The sequence below is a fragment of the Bdellovibrionales bacterium genome, assembly GCA_019750295.1.
Classification (GTDB): domain Bacteria; phylum Bdellovibrionota; class Bdellovibrionia; order Bdellovibrionales; family JAGQZY01; genus JAIEOS01.
This window is the reverse complement of the sequence record JAIEOS010000002.1, coordinates 1-23,831: the sequence shown is the minus strand read 5'-3', so window position 1 is coordinate 23,831 and position 23,831 is coordinate 1. Positions and strand designations below refer to the sequence as shown.

24 protein-coding genes and 1 tRNA gene are annotated in these 23,831 nt (G+C 46.5%); 4 read left to right on the top strand and 21 right to left on the bottom strand.

What is annotated here, in order from left to right:
* Positions 1-18 precede the first annotated feature (18 nt).
* Entirely contained in the window at positions 19-936 is a 918-nt protein-coding gene (locus K2Q26_00135) for a hypothetical protein (protein ID MBY0313899.1), read from the top strand.
* A 26-nt stretch (positions 937-962) separates the two neighbouring features.
* Here K2Q26_00135 and K2Q26_00130 read toward each other — a convergent pair whose 3' ends face one another.
* From K2Q26_00130 to rpmB, 15 genes are all read right to left on the bottom strand, one after another.
* Positions 963-2,105 carry a fatty acid desaturase gene (locus K2Q26_00130; protein ID MBY0313898.1) on the bottom strand — a complete coding sequence of 381 codons (1,143 nt, stop codon included), beginning with the start codon at positions 2,103-2,105 and terminating at the stop codon, positions 963-965.
* A gap of 148 nt (positions 2,106-2,253) precedes the next feature.
* A complete protein-coding gene (locus K2Q26_00125; GenBank protein ID MBY0313897.1) occupies positions 2,254-4,071 on the bottom strand; it encodes a ferrous iron transporter B in 1,818 nt (605 codons plus the stop codon).
* A complete protein-coding gene (locus tag K2Q26_00120) occupies positions 4,068-4,316 on the bottom strand; it encodes a ferrous iron transport protein A (protein MBY0313896.1) in 249 nt (82 codons plus the stop codon). Before K2Q26_00120 ends, K2Q26_00125 begins: the two co-directional genes overlap by 4 nt.
* A 165-nt stretch (positions 4,317-4,481) precedes the next feature.
* Complete coding sequence (locus K2Q26_00115) at positions 4,482-5,321, bottom strand: DUF429 domain-containing protein (GenBank protein ID MBY0313895.1); 840 nt, start codon at positions 5,319-5,321, stop codon at positions 4,482-4,484.
* The gene (locus K2Q26_00110; protein MBY0313894.1) at positions 5,318-6,292 is read right to left on the bottom strand and encodes a galactokinase; all 975 of its coding nucleotides are present in this window, start codon (positions 6,290-6,292) and stop codon (positions 5,318-5,320) included. The genes K2Q26_00115 and K2Q26_00110 overlap by 4 nt, the downstream gene beginning before the upstream one ends.
* 8 nt (positions 6,293-6,300) lie before the next feature.
* Entirely contained in the window at positions 6,301-7,797 is a 1,497-nt protein-coding gene (locus K2Q26_00105) for a GldG family protein (protein ID MBY0313893.1), read from the bottom strand.
* Positions 7,797-8,561, bottom strand: a complete 765-nt coding sequence (locus K2Q26_00100; GenBank protein MBY0313892.1) for an ABC transporter permease subunit — start codon at positions 8,559-8,561, stop codon at positions 7,797-7,799. Before K2Q26_00100 ends, K2Q26_00105 begins: the two co-directional genes overlap by 1 nt.
* Positions 8,558-9,490: an ABC transporter ATP-binding protein gene (locus tag K2Q26_00095; protein ID MBY0313891.1), complete on the bottom strand. Its 933-nt coding sequence runs from the start codon at positions 9,488-9,490 to the stop codon at positions 8,558-8,560. Before K2Q26_00095 ends, K2Q26_00100 begins: the two co-directional genes overlap by 4 nt.
* Before the next feature lie 76 nt (positions 9,491-9,566).
* The gene (locus tag K2Q26_00090; GenBank protein MBY0313890.1) at positions 9,567-10,793 is read right to left on the bottom strand and encodes a hypothetical protein; all 1,227 of its coding nucleotides are present in this window, start codon (positions 10,791-10,793) and stop codon (positions 9,567-9,569) included.
* A 187-nt stretch (positions 10,794-10,980) separates the two neighbouring features.
* A complete protein-coding gene (locus tag K2Q26_00085; GenBank protein ID MBY0313889.1) occupies positions 10,981-12,117 on the bottom strand; it encodes an N-6 DNA methylase in 1,137 nt (378 codons plus the stop codon).
* Positions 12,118-12,125: 8 nt separating this feature from the next.
* Positions 12,126-13,862 carry an electron transfer flavoprotein-ubiquinone oxidoreductase gene (locus K2Q26_00080; protein ID MBY0313888.1) on the bottom strand — a complete coding sequence of 579 codons (1,737 nt, stop codon included), beginning with the start codon at positions 13,860-13,862 and terminating at the stop codon, positions 12,126-12,128.
* A gap of 81 nt (positions 13,863-13,943) precedes the next feature.
* A complete protein-coding gene (locus K2Q26_00075) occupies positions 13,944-14,243 on the bottom strand; it encodes a hypothetical protein (protein MBY0313887.1) in 300 nt (99 codons plus the stop codon).
* Between the two features lie 57 nt (positions 14,244-14,300).
* Entirely contained in the window at positions 14,301-15,161 is an 861-nt protein-coding gene (locus K2Q26_00070; GenBank protein ID MBY0313886.1) for a carbon-nitrogen hydrolase family protein, read from the bottom strand.
* A 5-nt stretch (positions 15,162-15,166) separates the two neighbouring features.
* Positions 15,167-15,439 (bottom strand): KOW motif-containing protein, encoded by a 273-nt coding sequence (locus K2Q26_00065; GenBank protein ID MBY0313885.1) that lies wholly within the window; start codon positions 15,437-15,439, stop codon positions 15,167-15,169.
* Positions 15,440-15,455: 16 nt separating this feature from the next.
* Positions 15,456-15,911, bottom strand: coding sequence for a 50S ribosomal protein L28 (gene rpmB, locus K2Q26_00060; GenBank protein MBY0313884.1), 456 nt, complete (start codon positions 15,909-15,911; stop codon positions 15,456-15,458).
* 226 nt (positions 15,912-16,137) lie between these two features.
* On the opposite strand from rpmB, the gene rpsR reads away from it, so the two are divergent.
* Together rpsR and K2Q26_00050 are read left to right on the top strand one after the other, a co-directional pair.
* On the top strand, positions 16,138-16,512 hold the full coding sequence (rpsR, locus tag K2Q26_00055; protein ID MBY0313883.1) for a 30S ribosomal protein S18: 375 nt from the start codon (positions 16,138-16,140) through the stop codon (positions 16,510-16,512).
* Positions 16,513-16,726: 214 nt separating this feature from the next.
* Complete coding sequence (locus K2Q26_00050; protein MBY0313882.1) at positions 16,727-16,933, top strand: hypothetical protein; 207 nt, start codon at positions 16,727-16,729, stop codon at positions 16,931-16,933.
* Between the two features lie 18 nt (positions 16,934-16,951).
* On the opposite strand, the gene K2Q26_00045 is transcribed toward K2Q26_00050, so the two are convergent.
* The 6 genes from K2Q26_00045 to K2Q26_00020 all read right to left on the bottom strand — a co-directional run bounded on the left by K2Q26_00045 (position 16,952) and on the right by K2Q26_00020 (position 23,578).
* Positions 16,952-18,328: a TolC family protein gene (locus K2Q26_00045; GenBank protein MBY0313881.1), complete on the bottom strand. Its 1,377-nt coding sequence runs from the start codon at positions 18,326-18,328 to the stop codon at positions 16,952-16,954.
* Entirely contained in the window at positions 18,325-19,407 is a 1,083-nt protein-coding gene (locus K2Q26_00040; protein ID MBY0313880.1) for an HlyD family efflux transporter periplasmic adaptor subunit, read from the bottom strand. Before K2Q26_00040 ends, K2Q26_00045 begins: the two co-directional genes overlap by 4 nt.
* Positions 19,404-21,071 carry an ATP-binding cassette domain-containing protein gene (locus K2Q26_00035; protein ID MBY0313879.1) on the bottom strand — a complete coding sequence of 556 codons (1,668 nt, stop codon included), beginning with the start codon at positions 21,069-21,071 and terminating at the stop codon, positions 19,404-19,406. Before K2Q26_00035 ends, K2Q26_00040 begins: the two co-directional genes overlap by 4 nt.
* 153 nt (positions 21,072-21,224) lie before the next feature.
* Positions 21,225-21,587, bottom strand: a complete 363-nt coding sequence (locus K2Q26_00030) for a CoA-binding protein (GenBank protein ID MBY0313878.1) — start codon at positions 21,585-21,587, stop codon at positions 21,225-21,227.
* 15 nt (positions 21,588-21,602) lie between these two features.
* On the bottom strand, positions 21,603-22,217 hold the full coding sequence (locus tag K2Q26_00025; GenBank protein MBY0313877.1) for a hypothetical protein: 615 nt from the start codon (positions 22,215-22,217) through the stop codon (positions 21,603-21,605).
* Entirely contained in the window at positions 22,217-23,578 is a 1,362-nt protein-coding gene (locus K2Q26_00020) for a hypothetical protein (GenBank protein MBY0313876.1), read from the bottom strand. Before K2Q26_00020 ends, K2Q26_00025 begins: the two co-directional genes overlap by 1 nt.
* A 176-nt stretch (positions 23,579-23,754) precedes the next feature.
* On the opposite strand from K2Q26_00020, the gene K2Q26_00015 reads away from it, so the two are divergent.
* Positions 23,755-23,831 (top strand) — tRNA-Pro (locus K2Q26_00015).

Below are 23,831 nucleotides of genomic sequence, written 5' to 3'. Positions count from 1 at the left end.
TATCTGGGGAGGCCTTTTATGGTGAGAAGACTATTTATTTTTGGGGTTGCACTCGTCTCAATCGCTTTGCCCGTCTCGGCTTCGGCGCGCATCTGCACGGATATTTTTCTTAAAAAATCGGACCCACTGGTCTATCAAAGCAGCACGAGTTCTCAAGTCCAAAGGGACTTTCAATTTTTAGTCTCGGTCATGAAGATTCTCAAAACCGACCGTTTTGAAATCTTTCGTGAGCATCAAGATTTATCGGTAGCGCAATTCCTGAAATTTGTCGCTCAAACCCATCAGTATCAGCTGCAACAGATCTTGAACTACCGCTTTTCGAATGTCCCGCGAGAATTCCTCGAAGGTTATCTGCAACAGATTACGAAAACCGTTAAAGTGAGTCGATCCCGAATCGAATACTTTCAAGAGCATCAAACATTAGACATACATAAGGTAAAAATGAGAGCTCTTCTTGATCCTCGCAGTGACGACTTTCAAAAACTGAGTGACATGGTCGTAAGCACCATGGTGAGCCCCACCACGATCATGGCGGAGATGCTCGCGGCGATTAAATTTGGTTATCAACGTTCAATGGAACAACATATGGAAGACATCGTTCCCAACTGGGACCGAGAGGTGGAAAGTAATGGCCACCTTTTAAGTGAGGCTGACTTGACTCATCTTAAAACTCGCCGGATGGATGTGCTTTCGATTCGACCCGACAATAAAATCTATCTGATTGAAGTCAAATATCTAGGAAGAAATAAAGACTACAATAAAGCTTCGGGCTCCGACGTTCTCCGCAAGATGAAATTACTTCGACAAATCACCCAAAGTAATTCCAACATTCAGATTATTCTAGCGGTGGCAGGCCCCGGAAAACTCACCGAGGACATGTACGAAAAGTACGCAGAGCACGGGGTGAAGGTTGTTCATCTCACCCCGAATTGGTAACTCGTTGAAAGCTATTCAAGAGTAAACTAATAACTCAAACACAAGCGCCACTGCTGGCAGCAGTAATTAAACTCGCGTTTAGCGAGAGCCATCTCTTTTTTGATGTTCGCTAATTTTTCGGCGTAAGAGTTATCGAAGCTCTCGCGCAACTGTTGGTATTCGGCTCGGAGTTTGTCGAGACGCAGATGAGCCTCGTCGGCTTTGACTTTAAAATGCGCCAAAGTCGATTCGACAAACGTGAGATGGTTTTGTGCCTTTGCCGCTAAACGCTTTTCTTTCATAATCATTTTGGCGCGAAAGATTTCGTAGTCGGGAACTTTCTTTAGATTCTTCGCAAGCGTCAACAGAGCAAAAGCCTTGATCATCCACTTGGTGGGATCAAAGTGATACCAACGAATTCCATTACGATAATCGGCGTGAAACAAGTGGTGAAAGTTATGGTAACCCTCGCCGTAGGTAAAAACCGCGAGCAAACCATTATCACGAGCCGTATTCGTATCGGTATAAGGTTGAAATCCCCAGAAGTGGCAAAGAGAGTTAATAAAGAAAGTGAAGTGATGCACGATCACCATTCGCAAAAGTCCACCAAAGAAAAGTCCACCCACCCAAGAGCCCATGGCGGCTCCGATCAAAGCCGGTAGAACAAAACCCATCCCGATGGCGAGGGGCACGTAGTATTTGTGCTGCCAAGCAATCAGAGGATCTTTGTCTAAATCTCTGGAGTAGGTTTTACGTAACCCTTCCTTCGACTGATCTTCCTCCTTCAAAAACATCCAAAAGAGATGCGCGTACCAGAATCCTTTATTGATCGAGTAAGGATCATCATTGGTATCGACATAACGGTGATGAATGCGATGATCGCTAGCCCACTTTTTAACAGAGTTTTGAAAAGCGGCTCCTCCAAAAAGGAGATAAAACATTTTGACCGCGGTGTTGGCCTCGTAGCTCTTGTGCGCAAACAAGCGATGGTATCCGCCGGTGATGGACATTCCCGTCGCGTAGTAAAAAAACGTAAAGAGAAGTATAAACCAGGGATTAAAGGTTTCTGTTCTAAAGTAATAAATACCGAAACCGACCGTGGCGATGGGGGTCAACGTCAGGAACAGTGTCGAAACCCAATCTAGTTTTTTGATTGAATGGCTGAGTGATTGAAAAACTGAGGAATTCATTTCCCCTCCCATATTTGTATATGAACCTCTATTATGCCACGGTTGGATTCCACTCGCAATTCTGTTGAAATGTGTCTCAAAAACGGAGTCCTAGGATCTCACTGAGCCCTACTGAACAGCCCCTCGACTAGACTGGTTATAATTTCATTTAATTTAAGATTTGGTACGTGATGAGAGCGAGAATATACGCGAGCACAGTGTAACCGATAAATAAAAGGGACGGCATTTTCCAACTTCCCGTCTCCCGACGAAGCGTCGCTAACGTGGAAACGCATTGCAGTGCTACGACGTAAAAGACCAAGAGTGCCATGCCCGATGCCAAAGTGACACCATCTTGCTTGATACTCTCAGATAAACTCGAGACGCTATCCTCCGCCTTTTCGATGCCATAAAAAGTCCCCAGGGTTCCTACAAAAACTTCGCGCGCGAGAAACGACGCTAAAATCGCTACCGCATACTTCCAATCTAAACCGAGGGGCGCCACGAGAGGTTCAATCCAGTGACCGAGCTGCGCGAGCCAGGAGGAGTCCAAATGCCCGCTGCCGTTCGGGAAATAAGAAAAAAACCAAACGACAACAGAAACCATAAAAATCACAGGACCGGCATCTCTCGAAAAACGCCATACCGTTCTTAGTGATCGCAACAGTAACGGGGAAAGCACTGGCCAACGGTATTGGGGAAGCTCAATAATGAATGGCGCATCCGACTTGTTCTTGAAGAGAAAGCGAGCGCTTAAGGCACTCACTAAAAGAGCCACGATGTAACCCAAGATAAAAAGGAAGAAAAAAGTAAGTCCTTGGAGGGAAATCAATCCTCCAAAAACAAAAACCGCCGGGATGAGTGCCGTGATAAAAAGCGCGTAAACCGGTAAACGCGCCGAACATGCGATCAGTGGTAATGTAATTAACGTAATCCATCGGCGCCGGGGAGATTCAATAATTCGTGTCGCATAAATCGCCGGGATCGCGCACGCATGGCCCGAAAGATAGGGAATAAAACTTTTTCCCGAAAGTCCAAAAAACTGCAGCGGCCGATGACAAATGATAGCCACGCGAGCCAGATATCCCGAATCCTCAAGGAGACCAATGATGAATGTGAGAACAAAAATCTGTGGAACAAAGACTAAAAAAGCTCCAAGGCCCCCAAAAATAGCATCGTTAATAAAATCCTTAATCACACCGTCGGGCAAAAGACCGCTCACCTGCTCACCAAGAAATCCAATCACTCCCTCGACGGCATCCATCATCGGCACCGACCACGCAAACACCGACTGAAAAACCAAAAGCATGATGATTAAAAACAAAACTCCACCCCAGAACGACGATAAAAAGATCTGATCCAGTCGATTCATCCTTTTGATCAACACGTCACCTTTGGGACCAAAACTTTGCGTCAGCCGCTTTGCTGTTCCCGCAATGTCCTTTTCGTTGTACGACCGAATCGGTTTTTTATCAGACACCGCTGTCTCGCACATAGCTTTCTCAACGACAGCGAGCAATTCTGGAAAGCCTTTCTGTAAACGCGCCGAAACTCCCACCATCGGCACACCTAAGCTTGCCGAGAGTCCGTACAAGTCCATCTTTAACCCATTGGACTCAAGATCATCCATCATGTTGACGGCAAAGACGAGCGCCGCCGACTTATCACTGAGATAGTCCATCACTCGCAGTGCAAAGTTAAGACTCACTTCCAGTCGAGTGGCATCCAATACGCAGATGACAACCTGAGCTTCGCTCCCCTCCACGGCTTTTTTAAATTGGGTGATGGCCAGCTCTTCGTCACTCGTCAATGGAGTCAAAGAGTAAGTTCCCGGAAAATCGGTCAGTGAGTAGTTGTTCCAAACGCCCCGCTTAATCTCTACGGTGGCTCCCGGAAAATTAGCCGCGCGATTGTTGGAGTTGGTGAGTCGATTAAAAAGCAGTGTCTTCCCTGAATTCGGTTTTCCAATCAAAAGGATTTGGCTCATTGAGCCTCCAAAAGAATCATTTCTGCAATTTTCTTTTCGAAAGAAATGGCCAGATCGCCAATTTGGTACACGCGTGGACCACCCCAAACGGATTGACGAAGGCAGAAGATTTCCGCTCCGGGAGAAATTCCAAAATCGAGAAGTCTCTGTCGATAGGACGACTCCAAATCCTGGCTGATAAATTTAACAATCCCTGTGGTTCCCTTGGGCAGGCTCCATAAAGATCGCTGGGCGAAGGTGCTCATAGGGGGATATAGCTATCACACGCCTTCAAAAATGAGTAACTGTTCCCCCCAATGAAAACGAATTGAAACTGTAAAAGGCCCAAGGCTGAATTCCCAGACGCAAAAGGTCTCAAACCAGCACCTGGTTTTAGACCTTTTGCGTCTGGGAATTGAACGGCGTACCTTTTACAGGGCCTGGGTGAAGTTTTCTGTGGGAAATTGAATCCAGCCTTCGCCTTTGGGGAAGTTTTTGGGAGGAGTTTCGCACTGTTTTTTAAAGTGAAGGTAACCAGTAAAAGCAGCGAAGACGGCATCAAAAAGAGAGGCGTCCTTAACCATATTTTTGGCGTCTTGGGCGTAGATAAACAGCCACTCTTCATCCATAAAACGATTGAGAATCACGGCTCGATGGTCCGCTCCCTCCACCGCGTTTTTATAAAACTGGAGCGGAGTTTTATTCACTTTCAAGGCTCGACCGATACGCCAAATGTTTAATCGAGGGAAAACTTCGATCCATTTCAATTTATTTAATCGCTTTTTAAGGTAACCCACCCTTGCCCAGAGCGGCGCTCGATTACTTCCGAGAGCGTGATCCATCGGAAAGTAGGGATCAACCTCCGAGCTAAGATACTGCTCCACGCACCTCTCGGTGTAAGGAGTAAAAATCTTATTGGGTCTCTTCTCTTTGTGATTTTTTTTATGCAAGTCCCACATCCAACGGATGGCTTTGTTCTCGCTCTTTTCAACTCCGGGGCAATTGGTCGGCGACTTCAGGCCCGGAGGATCCGACAAGGGAGCGTCCACCGCTATGGATTCCAAATTCCCTTTGTGGGCATTGATCAAATTCACAAGATGCGTGTCTGCGGAAACATCGTGCTCCTCGCCAATGTCACGAAACGTGTGCGTGAGAAAGGCTTTCTTCTCCAGCGGATAAAAGTCGATGATCGCCATTTGCGTTTTCGACGTCTTCCCTCCGGCGAGAGATATTCCAATAAAACGATGAAAGGGGATCTTTTTGGGTTTCATACGGCTTTGGCTTTTAATACCTGAAAGCCATTTTGGGTAACCATTTCTTCCATGTGATTTCGAATTTTAGGGTCACACCATATCACCACGCATCCACCGCCTCCAGCCCCACAGATCTTAAAACCTAAAGCTCCGTGTTTCTCCGAGAGGGACTTCAACTTTTCAATCTCCGGGGACATGAACGATTCCGCCAAATGCAGTCGGGCTTTGAATTCTCGATCGAAGAGAGCCGGGATCTTTCCCCAAGCGGAATCGAGACACAATGTTTTCATCTCGTGCCCGATCTCTCGAATAGCCTCGAGAGCGCGAATAGTGATTTTATCTCCATCGATAAATTTTTTAAGAACCTGCCAATTATTGATCCCGGAATGATGGCTTTTTCCGGTATACACCAACATGCAGTGATCATTAAAGTGCGACTGATGAGTCTGAAGCACGGTCGATTGGACGCCCGTCAATGCATAGTCAATAATGTGTAAGCCCGCGGTCACGGCAGGAAAATAATCTTGAGTTCCCGTCGGAGTTTTAAGAATAAAGGCTTCAATATTCGAACAGTGGGTGACGATTTCGAGATCCGAGTACTTCTTCTGCTCTTGCGCCATAAAAGATTTAAAAACGGAAACGGACAAACTCGAGCTTCCGCCGAGACCTCCACCCACAGGGCTTTCGGACTTGGTTTTGAGGCGAAAGCCATAACGAGGCTTCCAAAACATGAGATGCGCCTGATAAAACAACAGGTGAGGATCTTCGCTCGATAAAAGTTCATCGAGATTTTGAAACGTCCAACTCTTATTGAGGTCTGGCGATTCAATATGGATCTGTGAAGTTTTTAGAACTTCCAACGTACTGTAGGTCTGAATATCAATGGAGACATTGATCGTCACCCCACCACCCATCATCGCCCAGAGTGGCCACATATCGACGGTCCCACCGGCCAAATCAAAGCGAGTGGGTGAAATAATCTGACTCATTGTTTACCTCACAACCAACGGCGACGGAGCGCTAGGAAGCTGGCCATCGCAAAAAAGAAAATCGGAATCGGTATGATAAAAAAAGCGAGATAGAGTTTATACATTGTCTCTGTCACTAAAAACTTTTCGTTGGTCTTTTTGGGAGGAGCGATTAAAAACTGCTCTTCGTTCGACAGGTAATTAAAGACCATAAACATTATGCTCGGATTGAGATGTTGATATAAAAACTGATTGCTAAACAGGTCCGCGTCTCCGCTGACAAGTAATCGCCCCGGCTTCTCACCCTCTTGAACCATATTTAAAAGAGCAAAGGCACCTTTTTCCAATTCCTTATCTTTATTCGTAAAGCCCGAACGTAAAACTGCGCTCTCTGGGCTTACAATCAGAGGTGTGATGGTAAAGCGATCGGTCTTAATGATTTGGAGTGCCGATGTAATGTAGAAAAGAGCCACGGACTCATTATCTACGTGCTGCAAGAAAGACAGTTTGTCTCGCACCAATATCCCGGAAACGAGATGTGATCCCGATCCTGTGAGCTCATTCTCGTCCATATGAACGACACCTTTTTTGACCGCGAGATCAAAGCGCTTGAGCAACTGCTCCTGCGGATCGACCATAGGATCTAGCGCTAGTAAAACTCTCCCGCCCTTTTCAAAAAAGTCGACAATCTTATTTTGAACTTTTTCAGTAAACGGACGCTCAGCCCCGGTGGTGACCAAAGCCGCCGCATCCTCGGGAAGGACTTCGGTATCGAGCTGAATCGTGTCCACTCTAAAAAACAAGCGATCGAGTTCTTTGGCGAGATCCGAGTATCCTCGACCCTTCTTTTCCTCCAGCGATCCCTCGCCAAAGCCTTGAGAAAAATAAATGGTTTTCCGCCCCTTGGTCAAACGGATTAAAGCCTGAGTCATACTGGACTCATCACTCTTAAAGAAGCGCTCTCGACGCTCTTTATAAGTGACAAAAAATCCTTCTTCCTGATTGAGCAAACCGAAGGCTTGGGCCTCCGCCGGATTCTTAAGGACATTGATTTTCTTCAAACGAATTTTAGGATTTTCATCCTGGTACTTGTGAACAATCAGGGACACCTGATCCTCTAAGTCCTTTTTTTCGGAACTGGGAACGTAGAAGTAACTGAATTCCACCGTGTCGTTAAATTCCTTGGCCACTTTCTTACTCAATGCCGAAAGTGTGTGAACACGATGAGGACTCACATCCCACTTGATCGGATATTTAGCGGCAAGCCCATTCAGCGAAAGAACGACCCCTACCAGCACCAGGGCCTTGAGAACTTCGAGCCCACTCCACCGAGCTGTGCGATTCTTAAACTTCCCCATGAGATGTTTAAAGTCTAAGAGAACAAATAAAATAAAGAATATGGCGCTCGCGACAAAGAAGAAAATGGTCGTAACGTCTAAGGTTGAAAAAACCAAAAGCGTAAACAAGCCCATAAGGACAAAGGCGAGAGAAATAAAAAAGAACATGCGGCTGATAATTCTTTGCATTAGCGCCACCTCACCGCTTCGATTAAACGGTACGCAATGAAGGTTAAAAACGCCGAAACACTCACAAAAAACATCACGCTGGATGAGCGAATCACTCCGTAGACTAAGGCTTTAAACTGAAGCTCTAGATTCATCGCTTCAAATAAAAACTTAAGCGTCTCGTTTTCCGTGAGCTCGTAACCAATACTGCCGACAAACCAAAGCGACAGGTTCAACATTAAGCCGATGATAAAGGAGATCAATGGTGATTCCGTCAATGAGGAGGCCACTAATCCTGAACCCACGTAAAGACCGGTGAGCAGCAGCAAACCCAAATAGCCCGACATCATGGAATACATATCGTATTCTCCTAAAAACGACGTCGTGAGGGGATACAAAAAAGAGATGAAAACCAAAAAAGCCAAAACAATATAACCGGATATAAATTTGGACGCGACGATCTGCCAAGAGGTCACCGGACTCGTCATTAAAAGATCGAACGTTTTATTTTTCTTTTCTTCGGCTACGAGCTTCATGGTGACCGCACTGCTAAATAGTAAAAGCATAAAGTTCACCAAATAAAAGAACTCGATAAGTACTCGGTCATGGAAGGAAAGAAGATTTTCATGACCGACATTCACCGAGGACACCATCTGGGTCAAAAAAACCCCAAACGAATAGACGTAGATGGGCGACCAAATCAACGTACAAAGGCCCGCCAGAAAATAAATTAATGGACGATGAAAAAAATGGGCCAGATCTTTTTTGACTAAAGTTCCTATCACGGCGCACTTTCTTTGTTTTTGGTTAAATCCAAGAAAAGCTCTTCTAAATTCTGAGCTTGATTATCCACATTGAGAATACGTAGCCCGTGCTGCATGGCGAGCTGCAGGACTTCGTTAGTGACATCGTCTTTTGTATGCTCAATCACAACACTTGTTCCATCTTCGGAAACACGTACGCCCGTCACACCATCGATGCTCTGTAAGGCTTTATCCCAATCCGGAGCGGGGCGATCGACCTGCACACGAACCTGATGCCTTTGTTTCCACTTCTTTTGAATGTCGGTATAACTCCCTTGGGCGATCACGTGTCCTTTATTGAGAACAATAATTTCGCTACAAATGGATTCCACATCGGCCAGAATGTGACTCGAAAGAAAAACGGTGCACTGACCCGCCAAAGATTTGATTAAACTTTTAAACTCACTGACCTGCTGAGGATCAAAGCCCGATGTCGGTTCGTCGAGAATCACAAACTTAGGCTTCGAAACGATGGCCTGGGCTAATCCCACTCTTTGCCTATAACCTTTAGAAAGTTTTGCGATCAATCGATGAGCCACCTCGCCCAGCTTCACTTTTGATATGGTGTCTTCGACGTACTCTTTAATTTTAGACTTTTCGACCTGTTTTAATTCACAAACAAATTTAAGATATTCTCTCACTGTCATGTCGTCATACAGCGGAGGAATTTCTGGAAGATAGCCGATGCGCTTTTGAACCTCTAAGGGGTTCTCGGAGATATCGTGACCATCTAATAAAACGGAACCCGTAGTGGGCTTCATTAGACCTGTAAGGATTTTCATCGTCGTCGATTTGCCTGCTCCGTTGGGTCCTAAAAAACCAACGACTTTTCCGTCGGGAATTGTAAACTCCACGTTTTCAAGAGCGGTGTGCGGACCATATTTTTTAGAAAGGTTTTGGACTTTAATCACTCTTATATCGTGGCGCGAGTTCCAGACGAGGTCAACCGCACGGACCTCTGTGAGGGTGCATCAAAGGTGTGCAGCGCTAAGTGACGATAAATCGAAACGTGGTTTCGTTTTTAAATGTCACTTTGCCCTTTTTATCACCTTTTATAGGAGTGACGTGACGAACGGGACAGACGACAAAGTCGCATTTCACCCCTTTCCAATCATTAAGGACTTTTTCACTTAAGGTTTGCTCTAAAATCCATTGACCCACCTGTCGCAAGATCTCGGGAGCGACCTCGGCATTTTTGGAAATACGAATGACGCCGTGACTGCTCGGAAAATCTTTGGCATGCACCCAAAGATGCCAGGGCCGCGCATTCCTCAATAACTGGAGATTGTCTTCGGCGGACTTGCCTATATAGGCGACAACATCTTCGGAAATCTTAAAAGTTCTCCCCTTGGCGTCCTTGAGAAGACTCTCTTCCGGCTTTTGCGAGCCCTGTCGTTTGGGTGATATCGCAAGGGGTTCTTTTAAGAGATCCATGCGACGCTTCTCTAAACCCTGGAGTTTCACTTTATTTTTTTTGGCCCGCGCATAGAGCTCTTCGATGTTTTCATTCACTGATCTCTTCCGATCGACAAAGGCCTCCCAATCTTTGGGAAGCTCCTCGAGCAATCGCCGCTCACTGAGCCCATCAGCAATCTCGCGAGCGGGATCCTGATTTATTTTTTTTATGCTTTCGTCTAAAGATCTCAAAATCTTTGCCTGGCGTTCTTCGGCGGAGGTGCTCGAAAAATATTGTTCTGTTTTAATCGAAGGCGCGCGCCAATCCAGCCACTGCGCAAAGATTTGATCGGGAGTTCTCACCTCTTGTGGCATGGCTTTCTCTTCCACAGGAACAATGTCTCGCGGTTTATGAAGACTGATTCCAGCGGTTTTAGTTTTCGCGGTGATGTTGCCATCCGGAGGAATCAGGATCGCTTCTATGGAAATCGACTCTCCGTCGCGGTCCTCAAAGCTGAAATCGACGATGCGACCAAATCCCTTGCGGCGCTCGAGGGACACCAAACTCTTTCCCATCAAATGGGACTTTAAAAAAAGATAGAGCGGTTTAATCTGCTTTTTAAGACCCAGGGGATTCCGATCACTTAAAATCAAAATGGGAACTTTCCCTCCAGGAACGAGAGTCATCCACCGTGAAGACCCCGAAAACCCAATCATCAACTTGTCTTCACTCAAAATAATATCGGAAACCTTATCCCCAATAAATTCCTGCCCCCGCTCGACAATAAGATCCAACTCCGCATAACTAATCAGCCTCATCCCCCAATCCTAATCCAAATCCGGCAGGTACGCCGATACTTTTTGAGAACCACCGCAGCAAAAAAAACCTCGAAAAGGATCGGCGTACCCAAAAAAGAGAAATGCCGCACCAGTTCTCAAAAAGTATCGGCGCACCCTCCGGACATTTCCTGGATGAATCTAAAAGTTCCGATGCTTTAATTCTAACCTAAGGCTTAACTTTATAGTGAATCCAGCGGCAGTCGATCCCGCCATTGACTACGGGGAATTTTCTTTCGGCCCGCATGCCGAGATGCTGAGTCAGTTCGCTATTTCCCGAGAGGATCCAGGCTTCCCAACCCTTAAAGTGGTTCTTTAGAGCGTACGAAAAGTTTTTGTAAGTTTCTTGGAGGAAGAACTCATCACCCACGCGAACTCCATAGGGAGGATTCGTCATGATGATGCCTTTCTCCACGGGAGGCTTAAGATCGGCGATATCTCGGCATTCGAACTTGATCAGGTGATCTACACCGGCTTCGCGGGCGTTCACCTTCGCTACGGAAATCGCTTTGCGATCCACATCGTAGCCATAGAACATGATCTTTTCCCCGTCTTCCGGGAGCTCGATCTCCTGGTCCATGATCTCGTCGACGACTTTATCCCAAGTTTCTTTTTGGAAAGTATTTAAACCACGAACTGCAAAGTGACGGCGCAATGTTCCCGGAGCGCGCTTGAGATACTTTAGAGCTGCTTCGATCAAAAGAGTTCCCGAACCGCACATGGGATCGATCACAGGAAGCTCACCGTTCCAGCCGGTGATCTCGATAAGACCTGCTGCTACGTTTTCTTTGATAGGAGCTTCGGTGGCCTCTTTACGATAACCACGCTTGTTTAACGTGGGGGCCGAGGTATCGATCGATACCACGAAATTATTTTTAAAACCACGAAGATACAGAATAAGGCCACGGTCTTTTTCCACCGTGGGACGAACTTCGTACTTTTCGCGGAACTGATCGACGACAGCATCTTTGACTTTCATCGCCAGAAGACGCTGATCTTTGATCGCACACATATCTAATTTAGCATCGACCCACATAAATCCATCAGGATTAATGTATTTGGTAAAATCGTGTTTGCGAATATTGTGATAAATATCGTCAGGATTGTATGCAGGAAATTCTAAAATCGGGAGAAGGATGCGTGTTGCAGTTCGCGAGGAAAGATTGGCACGGTAGCAACCTTCCCAGTTCGATTCAAACTCCACACTGCTTTGATTTCCACGGAGAACTTTGAGCCCCATGTTCTTGAGCTCTTCAAACAACACTTCGGTAAGGCCAGGAGACGTTACCGCAACAAATTTTGGCATAATTTAACCTATAGATCCTTATACTGTGGGCCCCCACCCCCTTCGGGTAAAGACCAATCGATATTATCGAAAGGACAGTTGATATCACAGGACTGACAATGAACACAATTGGTGTAGTTAATTTGTAATTTTTTGCGATCCGAATCAGGCGATTCAGGCACCATCTCGTATACGTTCGCCGGGCAGAAATGATTGCACGGCGAATTGTAGTTGGGATGACAGATATCCGCACAGATATTCCCATCTTGGAGCTTTAAATGGTTGGGAGAGTGCTCATCGTGAAGGGAGCCCGACATATAAACGCTACTCAGTTTATCAAAGAAGAGTTTGCCGTCCGGTGGAGGCAGCGTGTTTTGAGCTTTCGCTTTCTCCATATCGCCATAGATTTCCGCAACCTTCTTCGTCGTTTGATAATCTTTGTGATGGTTTTCGCGACGGGCGACAAGGCCTCGTCCCCCAGTGATCTCTTGGAGGAGGATCTCGGGCAAAGAGGCAAAAACTCCTTTGCTTAATGCTTGGTGAAAATTTCGTGTCTTCCACAGTTCACTCTTAATGTAACTGTTGTTCACCCGATCTTCATAGGCCTTAAGAGTTGCGGAAGAAAAATCATTCTTCGCCAACGCCTCCACCGCAGTATCGGCCGCCAACATTCCCGCCTTCATCGCTAAGTGAATTCCTTTTAATTTTTTAACATCCACCATAGCTGCCGAGTCACCGGCAACCATCATTCCATCATGATAAAGCTTAGGCATAGAGAACCACCCGCCCGCAGGAAGAGTTTTTCCACCGTAGCTGATCACCTGCCCGTTCTTAAGAAGCTTTTGCATAAAGGGATGAGTTTTTAGTTTTTGAAGTTCTCGATGCACATCGAGCATCGGATCCGGCGTATCCAAGTACACACAAATTCCAACAACGATCTGATCATTAGTGAGAGTGTATATGAACGTACCTCCCACGCTGTTTTTGAGAGGGAAACCCAGTGTGTGGATCACCTGACCGGGCTTTACAGTTCCCGCCGGCATTTGAATAATTTCTTTAACTCCGAGCTCGAAGGATTCTGCGTTTCGGCCTTCACGTAAATTTAATTTCTCAGCAATGCGCTTAAAGATTGGACTGCGAGTGCCATCGGCAAAAATAGTCAGCTTCGATTTAATAAGCATTCCGGGCTCAAAATTCTCTTTGGGCTTCCCGTCTTTTCCAACGCCGCGATCGCCTGTGCGAACGCCCACCACTTTATCGCCATCAAATAGAACTTCCACCGCAGGAAATCCTGCGAAGACGTTGATCCCGCGCTGTTCAGCCTGTTGTCCCAACCAACGGTTAAATTGAGCGATGGAGATGAGGTAATTTCCTTTATTGTGAAAAGGAGGAGGAACAATTGGACTTTTCAAGGTCATCGTCTCGCCTAAATAATAAAAGGCTTCTTGAGTGACTTCGGTATTGATCGGACAGCCCAGCTCTTTGTAATTGGGAAGAAGTTCCTTCAACGACATCGGATTAAGGACTGCGCCCGAAAGCGAATGAGCGCCGACCTCTGCCGCTTTTTCCAAAACAACGATCATCGGATCTGCAAGGGGTTCACCCTGCTTTTTACCTTCCGCAATGGCTTGATTGTGCTCTGCCACCTGCTGATGCAAACGAATGGCACAGGAGAGCCCCGCCGAACCGCCACCGACGATGACGACATCAACTTCCATTTCTTCTCTTGTAACTTCTGGTAATGAATCTGGCTGAATCTCCGACATTAAAACTCCTCGAAATGATGGCCGTATTTAACGATAAATAGAGCCAAAATTCAATTCGTTTTCAGTGAGAGATCCGAGAGACTATTCGCCTCGATCGTTGAGGATACGATGTTCGACCCAGCTGCGCGGCAGAGACGGCTCAGAGGCTGGAATTTCTTTGCGCACTTCGAGATATTGCGTGGGGCCGATCTCCACAGCTTCTGGTTTTTCCTGACTGGCCACTTCCCTTGGAACTTCGGCCGCCATCGCAAACACCGGCTCCGCCCATGTGTCGATCTTCATCATTTCGGGATTAATAATGCTTTCCACCTTCGCTTCTGAAGCCAAAACCCACGAAGTCAAAAGATTCAAACCAACGATAACGACAAAAATATGTTTCATAGTCTTTAAGTTTAACAAATCGGGAAAGAATAGAAATCCGACCTAAATCGGTATTCGTTAGAATCGCAATTTTCGGTGAGAGAGCAGAGGAATTTGTTGCCTAGCACGCTCGATCAAGGTCCGATCTAACTCGGCCGTAAAAGGAGGCCGACGAACTCCTGCAGAGGTTTGATCGAAAGTTTCACTGGCGGCCAGTCTCTGGCCCCACGGCTCAAAAACAACGGATTCACCCCAGGTTTCTTTCGAGGGCGCCTCGGGGACAAGAAGGCTTGAATGAGTTCCAACTTGCGCGCAGGCGATAATGAAAGACTGTGTTTCGATGGCTCGAGCCTTTAATAACGTCGACCAATGCGCCCTCCCGGTGGGAACCAGAAAAGACGACGGAACCAAAATTCCATCCACCTGCTGCCGGTGATAACCCACAAAAAGTTCTGCAAACCGCAGATCATAACAAATCGTAAGCCCCAGCTTCCAACCATTGATGTCGATGATCGCCAACTCTTCGCCCGGCTCAAACGAATCCGACTCCGAAACTCGACGCCCTTCGACATTCACATCAAACAAATGAATTTTTTTATAAACCACTTGCGAAGTCATTCCGGGAAAAATAAGCACCGAAACATTATAAACAACGCCGTCGATGGACAGCGGAGTGCCACCCACATGAATCGAGGTCTTATAATTTTTAGACCACGCCTCTAAAGTTTTAAAAGCCTCGTGCTCGAGGGTCATCACGTCCCGGGGTTCTATTTTACTTTTAAAATTAAAATAGAACGTGTTTTCTGGAAGACAGACGAGATCCACACGCTGATCTGGCATTTCGAAATTTTCGAGAGCTTCAAGGATTTTCGATAAATTGACATCCACGCGATCGGTGGATGTCATTGGAATGAGGCCAACTTTTAGTTTTTGGCTCACAGAGATTACTTAGACTTAGAGGCTGCTTTTTTAGTTTTTGCTTTGGTCTTTGTCGACTTAGCTGCGGCTTCCATCAATTGAACATTTGAATAATCAATATACCCTTCAGTTTTCACCAAAGTGTTTTCTTTTTTATCCAAGTTTGTTTGCATGCGAACACCCGAAACTTTAACGCGCATTTTTGCCGCGTCAACTTCAATCACAGAACCGGTTTTACCTTTGTCGCTTCCTGTGATGACCTTAACTGTAGAGCCTTTTTTAATTTTCAACTTTTTCATATTCCAACCCGTTTAATTAAGCTTTTGCTTTTTTAGTCGCTGTTTTTTTCGCAGCTGTTTTTTTACCTTTAGTCGCCGCAGAACTTGCAGCCATTGCAACTCCAGCCGCCGCCGCTACCACTGCCGCACCGGCTGCTGCCGCTACTGCAACTTTAGCTCCCGTCGACATGCCTTTCGCCGCTTTCTTTGCGCCACCAGCGATTTTGCGGATGATTCGAGTTTTCGCCGTCATCGCACGAGGTGATAATTTTTTGTTGTCTTGATTTAAAATAAACTTATCAAAACCACCAAAATGCTCGAGAGATTTAATCGCGCTCGTCGCTACTTTAAGAGTTACAAACTCACCTAAAGCGTTACTAAAGAACTTCTTCTTTTGAACGTTAGGGAAAGCCTTAAACTTCGTTTTAATGTTAGAATGGCTCACTAGGTTTTTTACTACTGGGCCTTTGCCAGTCAGTTCACAACGTGCCACGATATCCTCCAGCCGTTAAAATGCGGTAAAAAGAAGTATATAGGCCAAAAAGATGCTTGATGGCAACCCCCTTTTTGCGTATAAAGTTACCCTTCTCACGGTTATTAACTGGTAATCGCTTATTTTTAATAAAACTATTAAAAATGAGTCCAATGAGATGGTAATTGAAACCACAGTGAACTTGGGGTTAGTTTAGCCTCTCAAGTAGAAAATGGAGCCTTTAATGATGAATAGAGACAACAGAGACTCACGGGATTCTAAAGATTCAAGAGATTCTCGGGACTCACGGGATTCGAGAGATTCTAAAGACGGCGGCGTCGACAATAGCTCTTTACGTAAGACGATTCGTAGCAAATACCGCACGGACCTTAAAGGTGACCATGTCTTTGATTATAAAGATCCAGGCAGCCTTAGCCGCTACGTATCTGAGGGCGGAAAAATCACTCCGGCTCGCATCAGCAAGCTCAGCCTCAACCAGCAGAAAAAACTCGCTGCGGCAGTTAAAAAAGCTCGCAATTTGGCTCTCCTTCCGATGGGAACTCGTTCTTATGACGACTTCGGAATGCCAGAATCCATCTCTCCAAAGCCTTTTACGTTTTAATCCGACGTACATACGCTGAAAGATCTAAAAAGCCTTGAGACACCCTCAAGGCTTTTTTATTGCCCAATACGTTCGGATTCCAGATTTTTAGTCCAATCTTTCGAACATTTATCCGGATTTCGCAGCTCTAATCCTCTTATTTTGTCCGGAGAGTTGGTCTCCTCATTGCTATATCCGACACCATCAGCGCAAAGAGCGCGAGATGGAGGAAACGATGGGTGCAGCTCAAAAACTAAAAACAGGTCCACTTTTAGAAAAACTTTCAATTTTCGGTCTTAATCCCCAAGAGTGGGATTTTGCAGATAACGGCGAAGGGTTCTTTTCTACGCTTTTAATCATTAATAAGAAAGATCCACAGTTTCGCCTCATAGGACATGTGAATCCTAAAGGCTGGCAAAAGATCGAAGTGCTTTCGCTCTAACTTAGAAAAATCCCAGGACTACCGGAGGGGGATCTCTCCAATTGAGGTTTGCAGGGTGATTTTATTTTTAATCGCCTCGATCGAGCTTTCGATCCAGCGAATTTCGGCTTCGGCACTGGCCTGCTCTCGAAGGTTCACAATAAGGATACTGGTTTCGCCTTGGCGAAACCGTAAGCGCTCTCCCTCTTCCAAACGGTGAGCGAGTTCGCGCTCCTGTTGCGCGAGCTTTCGTCTTTGATTGGAAACTTCCAGCTGCTTCTTTTGCGCTTTCAGATCGGCAATAATTCTTTGTTGAAGGAGCTGCTGTTGAAAGCGCAAGCGTTGTCCCTGGCTTTCTACAGCTTTCACGCGACCAGCGATAGCTCGGTATTGTAAAGGAACTTCAAACGTAAGTGTGGCTTCGAGATTTTCACCATCTAAATTTGCCGGACCCACGCCGCGATCTTTTGAATACTGCGCTGAAATGTCCAACTGCGGCCAGTAGCGGTTACTCTGTAAGTCCACATCCACCTGATTCTGCTCCAACTGCGCATCCAAGACTTTAAAATCCGGGCGATTGGCTTTGGCCATACTCAGGAGTTCCTCACCACTTTTTCGCATCAACAGGCCTTCGGTATCCTCGTTGATCTGAACGGGCTCGTGAGTTCGTAATACTTGAGACTTTAACTCTTCGCTTGTGATAAAATAAAGAAACTCGGCAGTGGCCACTTCCAGTTGCTGTTCCGCCAAAAGGAGCGTCGATTGGCGCGCTAAAATCGTTCGCATGTTGTCGTCTTGTTCGAAGCGAGGGATATCACCGTGCTTCACTCTTTTGGCGAGCCAGTTGTCTCTTGCTTGGGCGACCTCTAATAAATTCTTTTGCACTCGAAATCGATGAAGTGAGAACACCCAGTCCCAGTAGCGGTGGAGAGACTGGCGGAACTGTTCAAGCTCGGTTTGCCTTAATTGAAACTTACGAGCTTCGACACCGATGCGAGCTCGACGCTCCGTCGCTCGCCGCGTATCAATCATAAAATTTCGCAAGAGAGGCAAACGCGCGCCCACGCTCCACTCCCCTTCGTCTAAAGTTTTGTATTTGCCGTCGTAAACTGCAAAATCACCGACACCTCGGCGAAAGCCACCGAAGAGATCTAAGCCGAAGAGGGGTGTGGGCTTTACGATCTTGGCATTGAAATAATCGTTATTATAATCCCCCTGCTCGTCCGTGTAAGAACCTTGGATATAAATATCGAAGGCCCCTCGAGCCGCCGTGTAATCGCCTTCTGCGGCCTCGATGTCCATCTTGGACATTTGAAGCTGAGGAAACTGTGTGGCCACATCTTCGATCACTTGCTGAGACGTGATCGCATTCGCGGAGTGTGTCGTTAAAAAGAAAAATAAAAATGGATAGATCATTTGCCTTCGTCTTTATCCCCGGAGGAACTTTTTCCCTTTTTAGGAGCACTGTAATCCTCTCCATCTAAATACCCGGGCTGATACACCGGGAGATTCGATGGCGGGAAGCCGTTAAATTTCCGCCAAACTTCAAAACCTAAACTCACTTCACCTAACATGATCCAGCCCAACGTTCTTACGCCCTGTTTTAAAAAATGGGGTGGTGGCCACTGGGTGCCTTTTTCGGGGGTGACGAGGACGCGGAAATTTCCTTGGCCGTCATCAAGTGCGTCGATCAGATTCACCTCACCAAAAAATGTTCCCACAGAAAGTCCTGGCAAACCGGAAAACTGCAGTGCCGGCCAACCGTCAAACTGCAAAGCCACTCGACGCCCCAGCACGACCCAAGGCATGTCCGTCCCGCGCACCCAAAGCTCCACGGCGCGCGACGACGTCTCCGGAACGAGGATCGCAAGCTTTTCGCCCGCGGTGACAAACTGCACTCCGCCGTTCGCATTTTTAAGGATGCGCACCAATGTTCCATCGGCAGGTGCCGTCACGAGCAGCTGTTCTTGGCGGGAGAACTTCACATCCATACGAGACATTTCTGCGAGAGAGGCGGCTTCGTCCGATTCGAGTTTTGCGAGCTCGATCTTCGCCAGTTCGTACTGACGACGAGAGCTTAGGCCTTGCTCAAACAATGTCTTTTGCCGTTGAACATTGATCGCCGACGTTTTTCTTGAGATTTCGATAGATTCGAATTTCTTTTGGAGAGCATCTCGCTCACGTTCTAAGCGATCGAGAATCTGCGGATCGTTATCCACGAGCTCGACGATTTTGTCGCCTTTTTTAACCTGCCCGCCTTCATTCACGTACCATTTAAGAATTCGGCCTTCGACCGGAGCTGAAAGATCCTGACGCCGCTCTCCGGCGGCCAGCGCGATCACTCGTCCTTCACTTGTCGCCGTCTGCATCCACGGGATAAAGAGGAGCGAAAAAAGGATCGCGAGAATGATGTAACCCACGCGACGGGCCCATCGTAACCAAATGGGATGATCTTGCGTCCAATGTTCAATTTTTTTGTTCATGGAGTAATTCATGATTTTACCCCCAAATCAATGGTCTGATCGAGCAGTCGAGCCAAGTGTGGCTTGTTGGTCGCTACAATGAGCGTCCAAGTGTTACTCTTATCCATAAGCCGTTTCAGCAACGGAGTCGAAACTTCTTCCTCCATCGCATCAAACAGTCCATCAATAATGAGTGTGGAAGGACGCGTGACCAATGCCCGAGCGATCATAAGTAAACGCGACTGCGTGGTGGATAACGGTCTTCCATCGATAAAAAGCACGGTATTGATGCCATCTTCAAGCATATCCACGGTGGATTTTAGTCCAACGATATCTAAGACTTTGTAAATTTCTTCGGGCGTGAGGGGATTTCCAAAACTGATGTTGTCCTCGATCGTACCCGAAATGATTTCAACCCGACGAACAATCATCACTTGGTCGCGCAGATGAGCCAAGTTTTGGTGGCTCACTTCGACTCCGTTCACTTGAATTACGCCTTCATCTTTATCCAAAAGAGAAACCATCATATTGATCAACGCGGATTTGCCGGTGCCATCCGGCGCTAGAATGGCGGTGCGACTGCCAGCAGGAATATCCATGGAGACACTTTCGAAAAATTTATTTTTCAGTGCTAAATCTTTACGTTGCACCTTTTGGAAAGACCAGTGGTGACTGTCCACGCGCTGTAACGGAGTGGGCGAGGTGGATTCCAGAGGGACGCTCAACGCTTCCTCGATCTTTTGAATCGCCACAATGGTGTCATACCAGTAGTCTAAAACATCCATAAACTTAAATAGGGACTGCAATATTCCGGTCACGATGAGTTCGGCCGCCACGAGTTGCCCTAAAGTCATCTTTTCACTGACAACCAGGTAACCCCCGATAGCCAGAACCACTAAACTCGCAACCACCTGAATGACCAAAAGACCGGCGGCCTGTCTTAACTGAATTTTAAATCGCTTTTCGCGATAGCCTAAATATTTACTGATGTTTTCGATATTTTTTTCACCAGCAAAAACACGGGTCGCACGGGAGCGAAAAGTTTCGGGGAGATCGGCAATCTCCTCGAGCCATGAGGCCACATTGTACTTTTCCTTCGATTCCTTGAGAGAGGCCTCGATGATCCCTTTCCCCATGATGAAAAACACGAAATAAAAACTCGCGACAAGGAGCACCGAGTACACGATAAAAACGGGATGGTAAATACTAATCAGAAGTACGCCGAAGGTGATTTGAAGGATGAAGGAGGTTCCATGGAGAAGAGCGGCCGACATTGTCTTCTGCAATGTGACGACCTCAAAGAAGCGATTGACCAATTCTGCGGGTCGCGTCTTTTTATAATGCTCTGGGGAGATCCGAGGAACCACCTCTGCAAACTGTGCCGCCGTATCGACAAACAGACGACGCTGCAAGCGCTCGAAAAAGTAAAACTGAAGGAGTCTCATCATCGCCGCGCCCGCGAGGAAGATCGCAATAAAGATCAGAATAAACACCGTCGGTTGTTGGTAGATCATCATTGTGAAATGATTCACTAAAATTTGAATCCCAATCGGAATGGCGAGCAGAAAAAAGTTAATGCCGATCGCAAGATAGAGAATCGATTTGAGGCTCTCTTTTTCGGTAAAAATAATTCGAAAAAAAGAGCGTACAGGGGATGGGGCTTCGCCGGGGCCGAAACTCTGGAATAATGTCTTCATAACTTAAAAATAATCCTTAATTTGAATAGGGTCATTCTAAACAGAGACCACTCGGCTTTTATGCGGCATATAACTAAACTTTTCTACAGGGATCCACTCAGTGGCAGACTTTGCCCAGTGAGTGACGCCTTATGTGTCTCGATGGGGTGCATATTAAAACTGCCCCAAACGGAGCATGACTAAGGTGCATGCCTCGACAAACTCAATCTTTGCCGCTTCTAAAGCTCTCGCGACTTCTGGATTCTCACTGCCCGGATTAAAGATCACTCTGCTGGGCTTAAGTGCTACGATTTGATCTTTGAGTTTTGAGGAGAGGGCCGGACCAACATAGAGCGTGAGCGTATCTATGGGACTCGCCAGGTCTTTGAGCTCTGGGTAAACCTCAACACCCTCGAGCTCTTTCAATTTAGGACTGACCGGAAATACTTTGTGGCCATAGGACTGCAAATCACGAAAAGCGCGGTAGGAGTAACGGCCCGGATCGTTGGATGCTCCAAGAATTGCGACATTTTTCATTTCCTCACTCCAAGGTTAAGGACATTTATGAGACAGAATCGTTCGTGGCCAGGCCGCTTTTTGATCCATCTTTTTTTCGGTGGTCAGATTGGTGAGCAGGCCCGCTTGAAGAGCAGTCCACTTTTCAGTCCCAATCAATCTTAAATACTGATGGCGAAGACGACAAAAGTTAGCAATGTCATCGGTGTCGAGCCAATTATAAAGTCCAGCGCGAGCGATGGCGGCCTCATTCCATGAGATCTGACTATAAAGCCATGCCGACTTTTCTAACAGAGCCCGAATAGTGACTCCCCCGAGAGTTGATCCGTCCAACTTATGACCACACTCACTGGGAAGATTGCGGAGGGAGTGAAGGCTCAGTTTAAGTCCTTCGCTCCAGTCATAGCAGCCGCCCGGGGAATTTGCCTCCATACACTTATCAATGTCTGTGAGAATCACTGGCTTGTGGGTGACACCCTTTCTCTTAACGCCAAAAAGGTACTTTTCGTTTTCTTTTTTAAAAATATCGTATTGAATTTCACAAATAGTCACAGGTTTTTCTTGCAGGACAAAGTAACCGATCCCAATAATCACGACGATGGGTCCGAGCCACATCTTGGGAATGGATTCGATAAACTCTTTTACCCCCATTAGAAGAACATACCTAACTGGAAATAAAGGTTATAGATGGTGTCATCCATCGGTTGCAAGGTGTTGCTGGCAACGATGTAGGCGGTGTCCATGGCTTTTCCGGGAATCAACGTCGTAAAGCACAATTCCATGTGAACTCCGCTGGGGTATTTTTTTCCAAACCAAACATCTAACTCTTGTCCCAGATCTTTGCTGGCACCAAAGTTTAAAGTTTTACTATCAAACTGTGCCTTCGCCACTCCCCGCTCGAGATAATTTTGGCCGGCGGTATCGGTTTTTTGAAATAAAAAGAATTCACTTCCGACGAAATAATCGGTTCCAAAATTAAACGAAAAACCGCTGCGCAAATACGAAAGGTTTCCAAACTTAAAGAAGTCCAAGCGGCCGGCATTGTTGTGAAGATTGTAATTGAGCGGCTCGTATTGCGTGTTGGTGTCGTCAGCACCGTTATCATCACCTGTGTCGTAGTGATACCCCGCCCACAACTGAAACTGATTCCAATCGGGGTAGATGAATTTAAATTCTCCATCCAGCATAATTTGCTTCACCTTCACTTCACCCGTACCAGTGCCTGCATCCTGAGACCCGGTGATGTAATGGAGCGTGTTGCCGATCTCGAAGTAAACTCCGGTCACGACCACGTCAAAACCAAAGCGTTGCACTCTTTGTTTTTGAGTGAGAAGTGTGGTTCCAGGGATTTGCCCTACGTCACTCATCACTTGGACAAAACTCAGATCGGCCATGCTGATCATATCGGAGAGTTCTTTAAAATTCACATCGACCATGTAATGGATCTCTTCGGGATCGGAGGCGACGGAATTGGGAGCCTTATCTAATTCTTTTTGCTTCAAAGCATAGAGGGATAGTTCCATCACGTCCCAATCAAAGAGCGTGGCGAAGCCATCGTAATAGGTGGGGACGTCTTCCCATTCATTGGCGCCAAACGAGAGACCTCGCCCAGTTTCAAAGGCGATCCGACCGAATTTTAAATTTAAAAAATCCGTGACATGCCATTGCCCCCACGCCTGTTGGAGGAGAAATTGATTGCGCTCATCGGAGTTATCTCCCCAAAGACCGGCATTGATGGCTCGAAAGTAAGTTTGAAAGTATTCGCCCTTGTCCAAGCGCAAATCGAGCTGCAAGCGATGGGTGACTTCGGAAGTGTCTTCCTCGTTAGGAAGTGCACCTGCAGATCCATTATCGTACCACCAATAACGCATTCGAGCGCCGCCACCCAATTGATACAAAATATCAGTATTGGCATTCTTATCTGTCAGCTGCAGCGGCTGCGGCCCCGGAGCCTGTTGTGCGAATGTCGAACTTGAAAACCCCACGAGAGTCATGAATAAGTATTTGAACATACTGATTATTTTAGAGTTTTATTGAGACTAAGTAAAAAGGCTTTTTAAGAAACCAAGACCTTTTGGAACCCCACGTTGCCGACAAACAAAGCAAAGATCTTTCTCAGCTATATTATTGATTTTTAAGCCGAAAGCTTCTATGGTCTTGGTTCGTTTAAATCAGTTATTTCCGCCGTCGGGGAGTAGCGCAGTCTGGTAGCGCACTTGATTTGGGTTCAAGTGGTCGCAGGTTCGAATCCTGTCTCCCCGACCA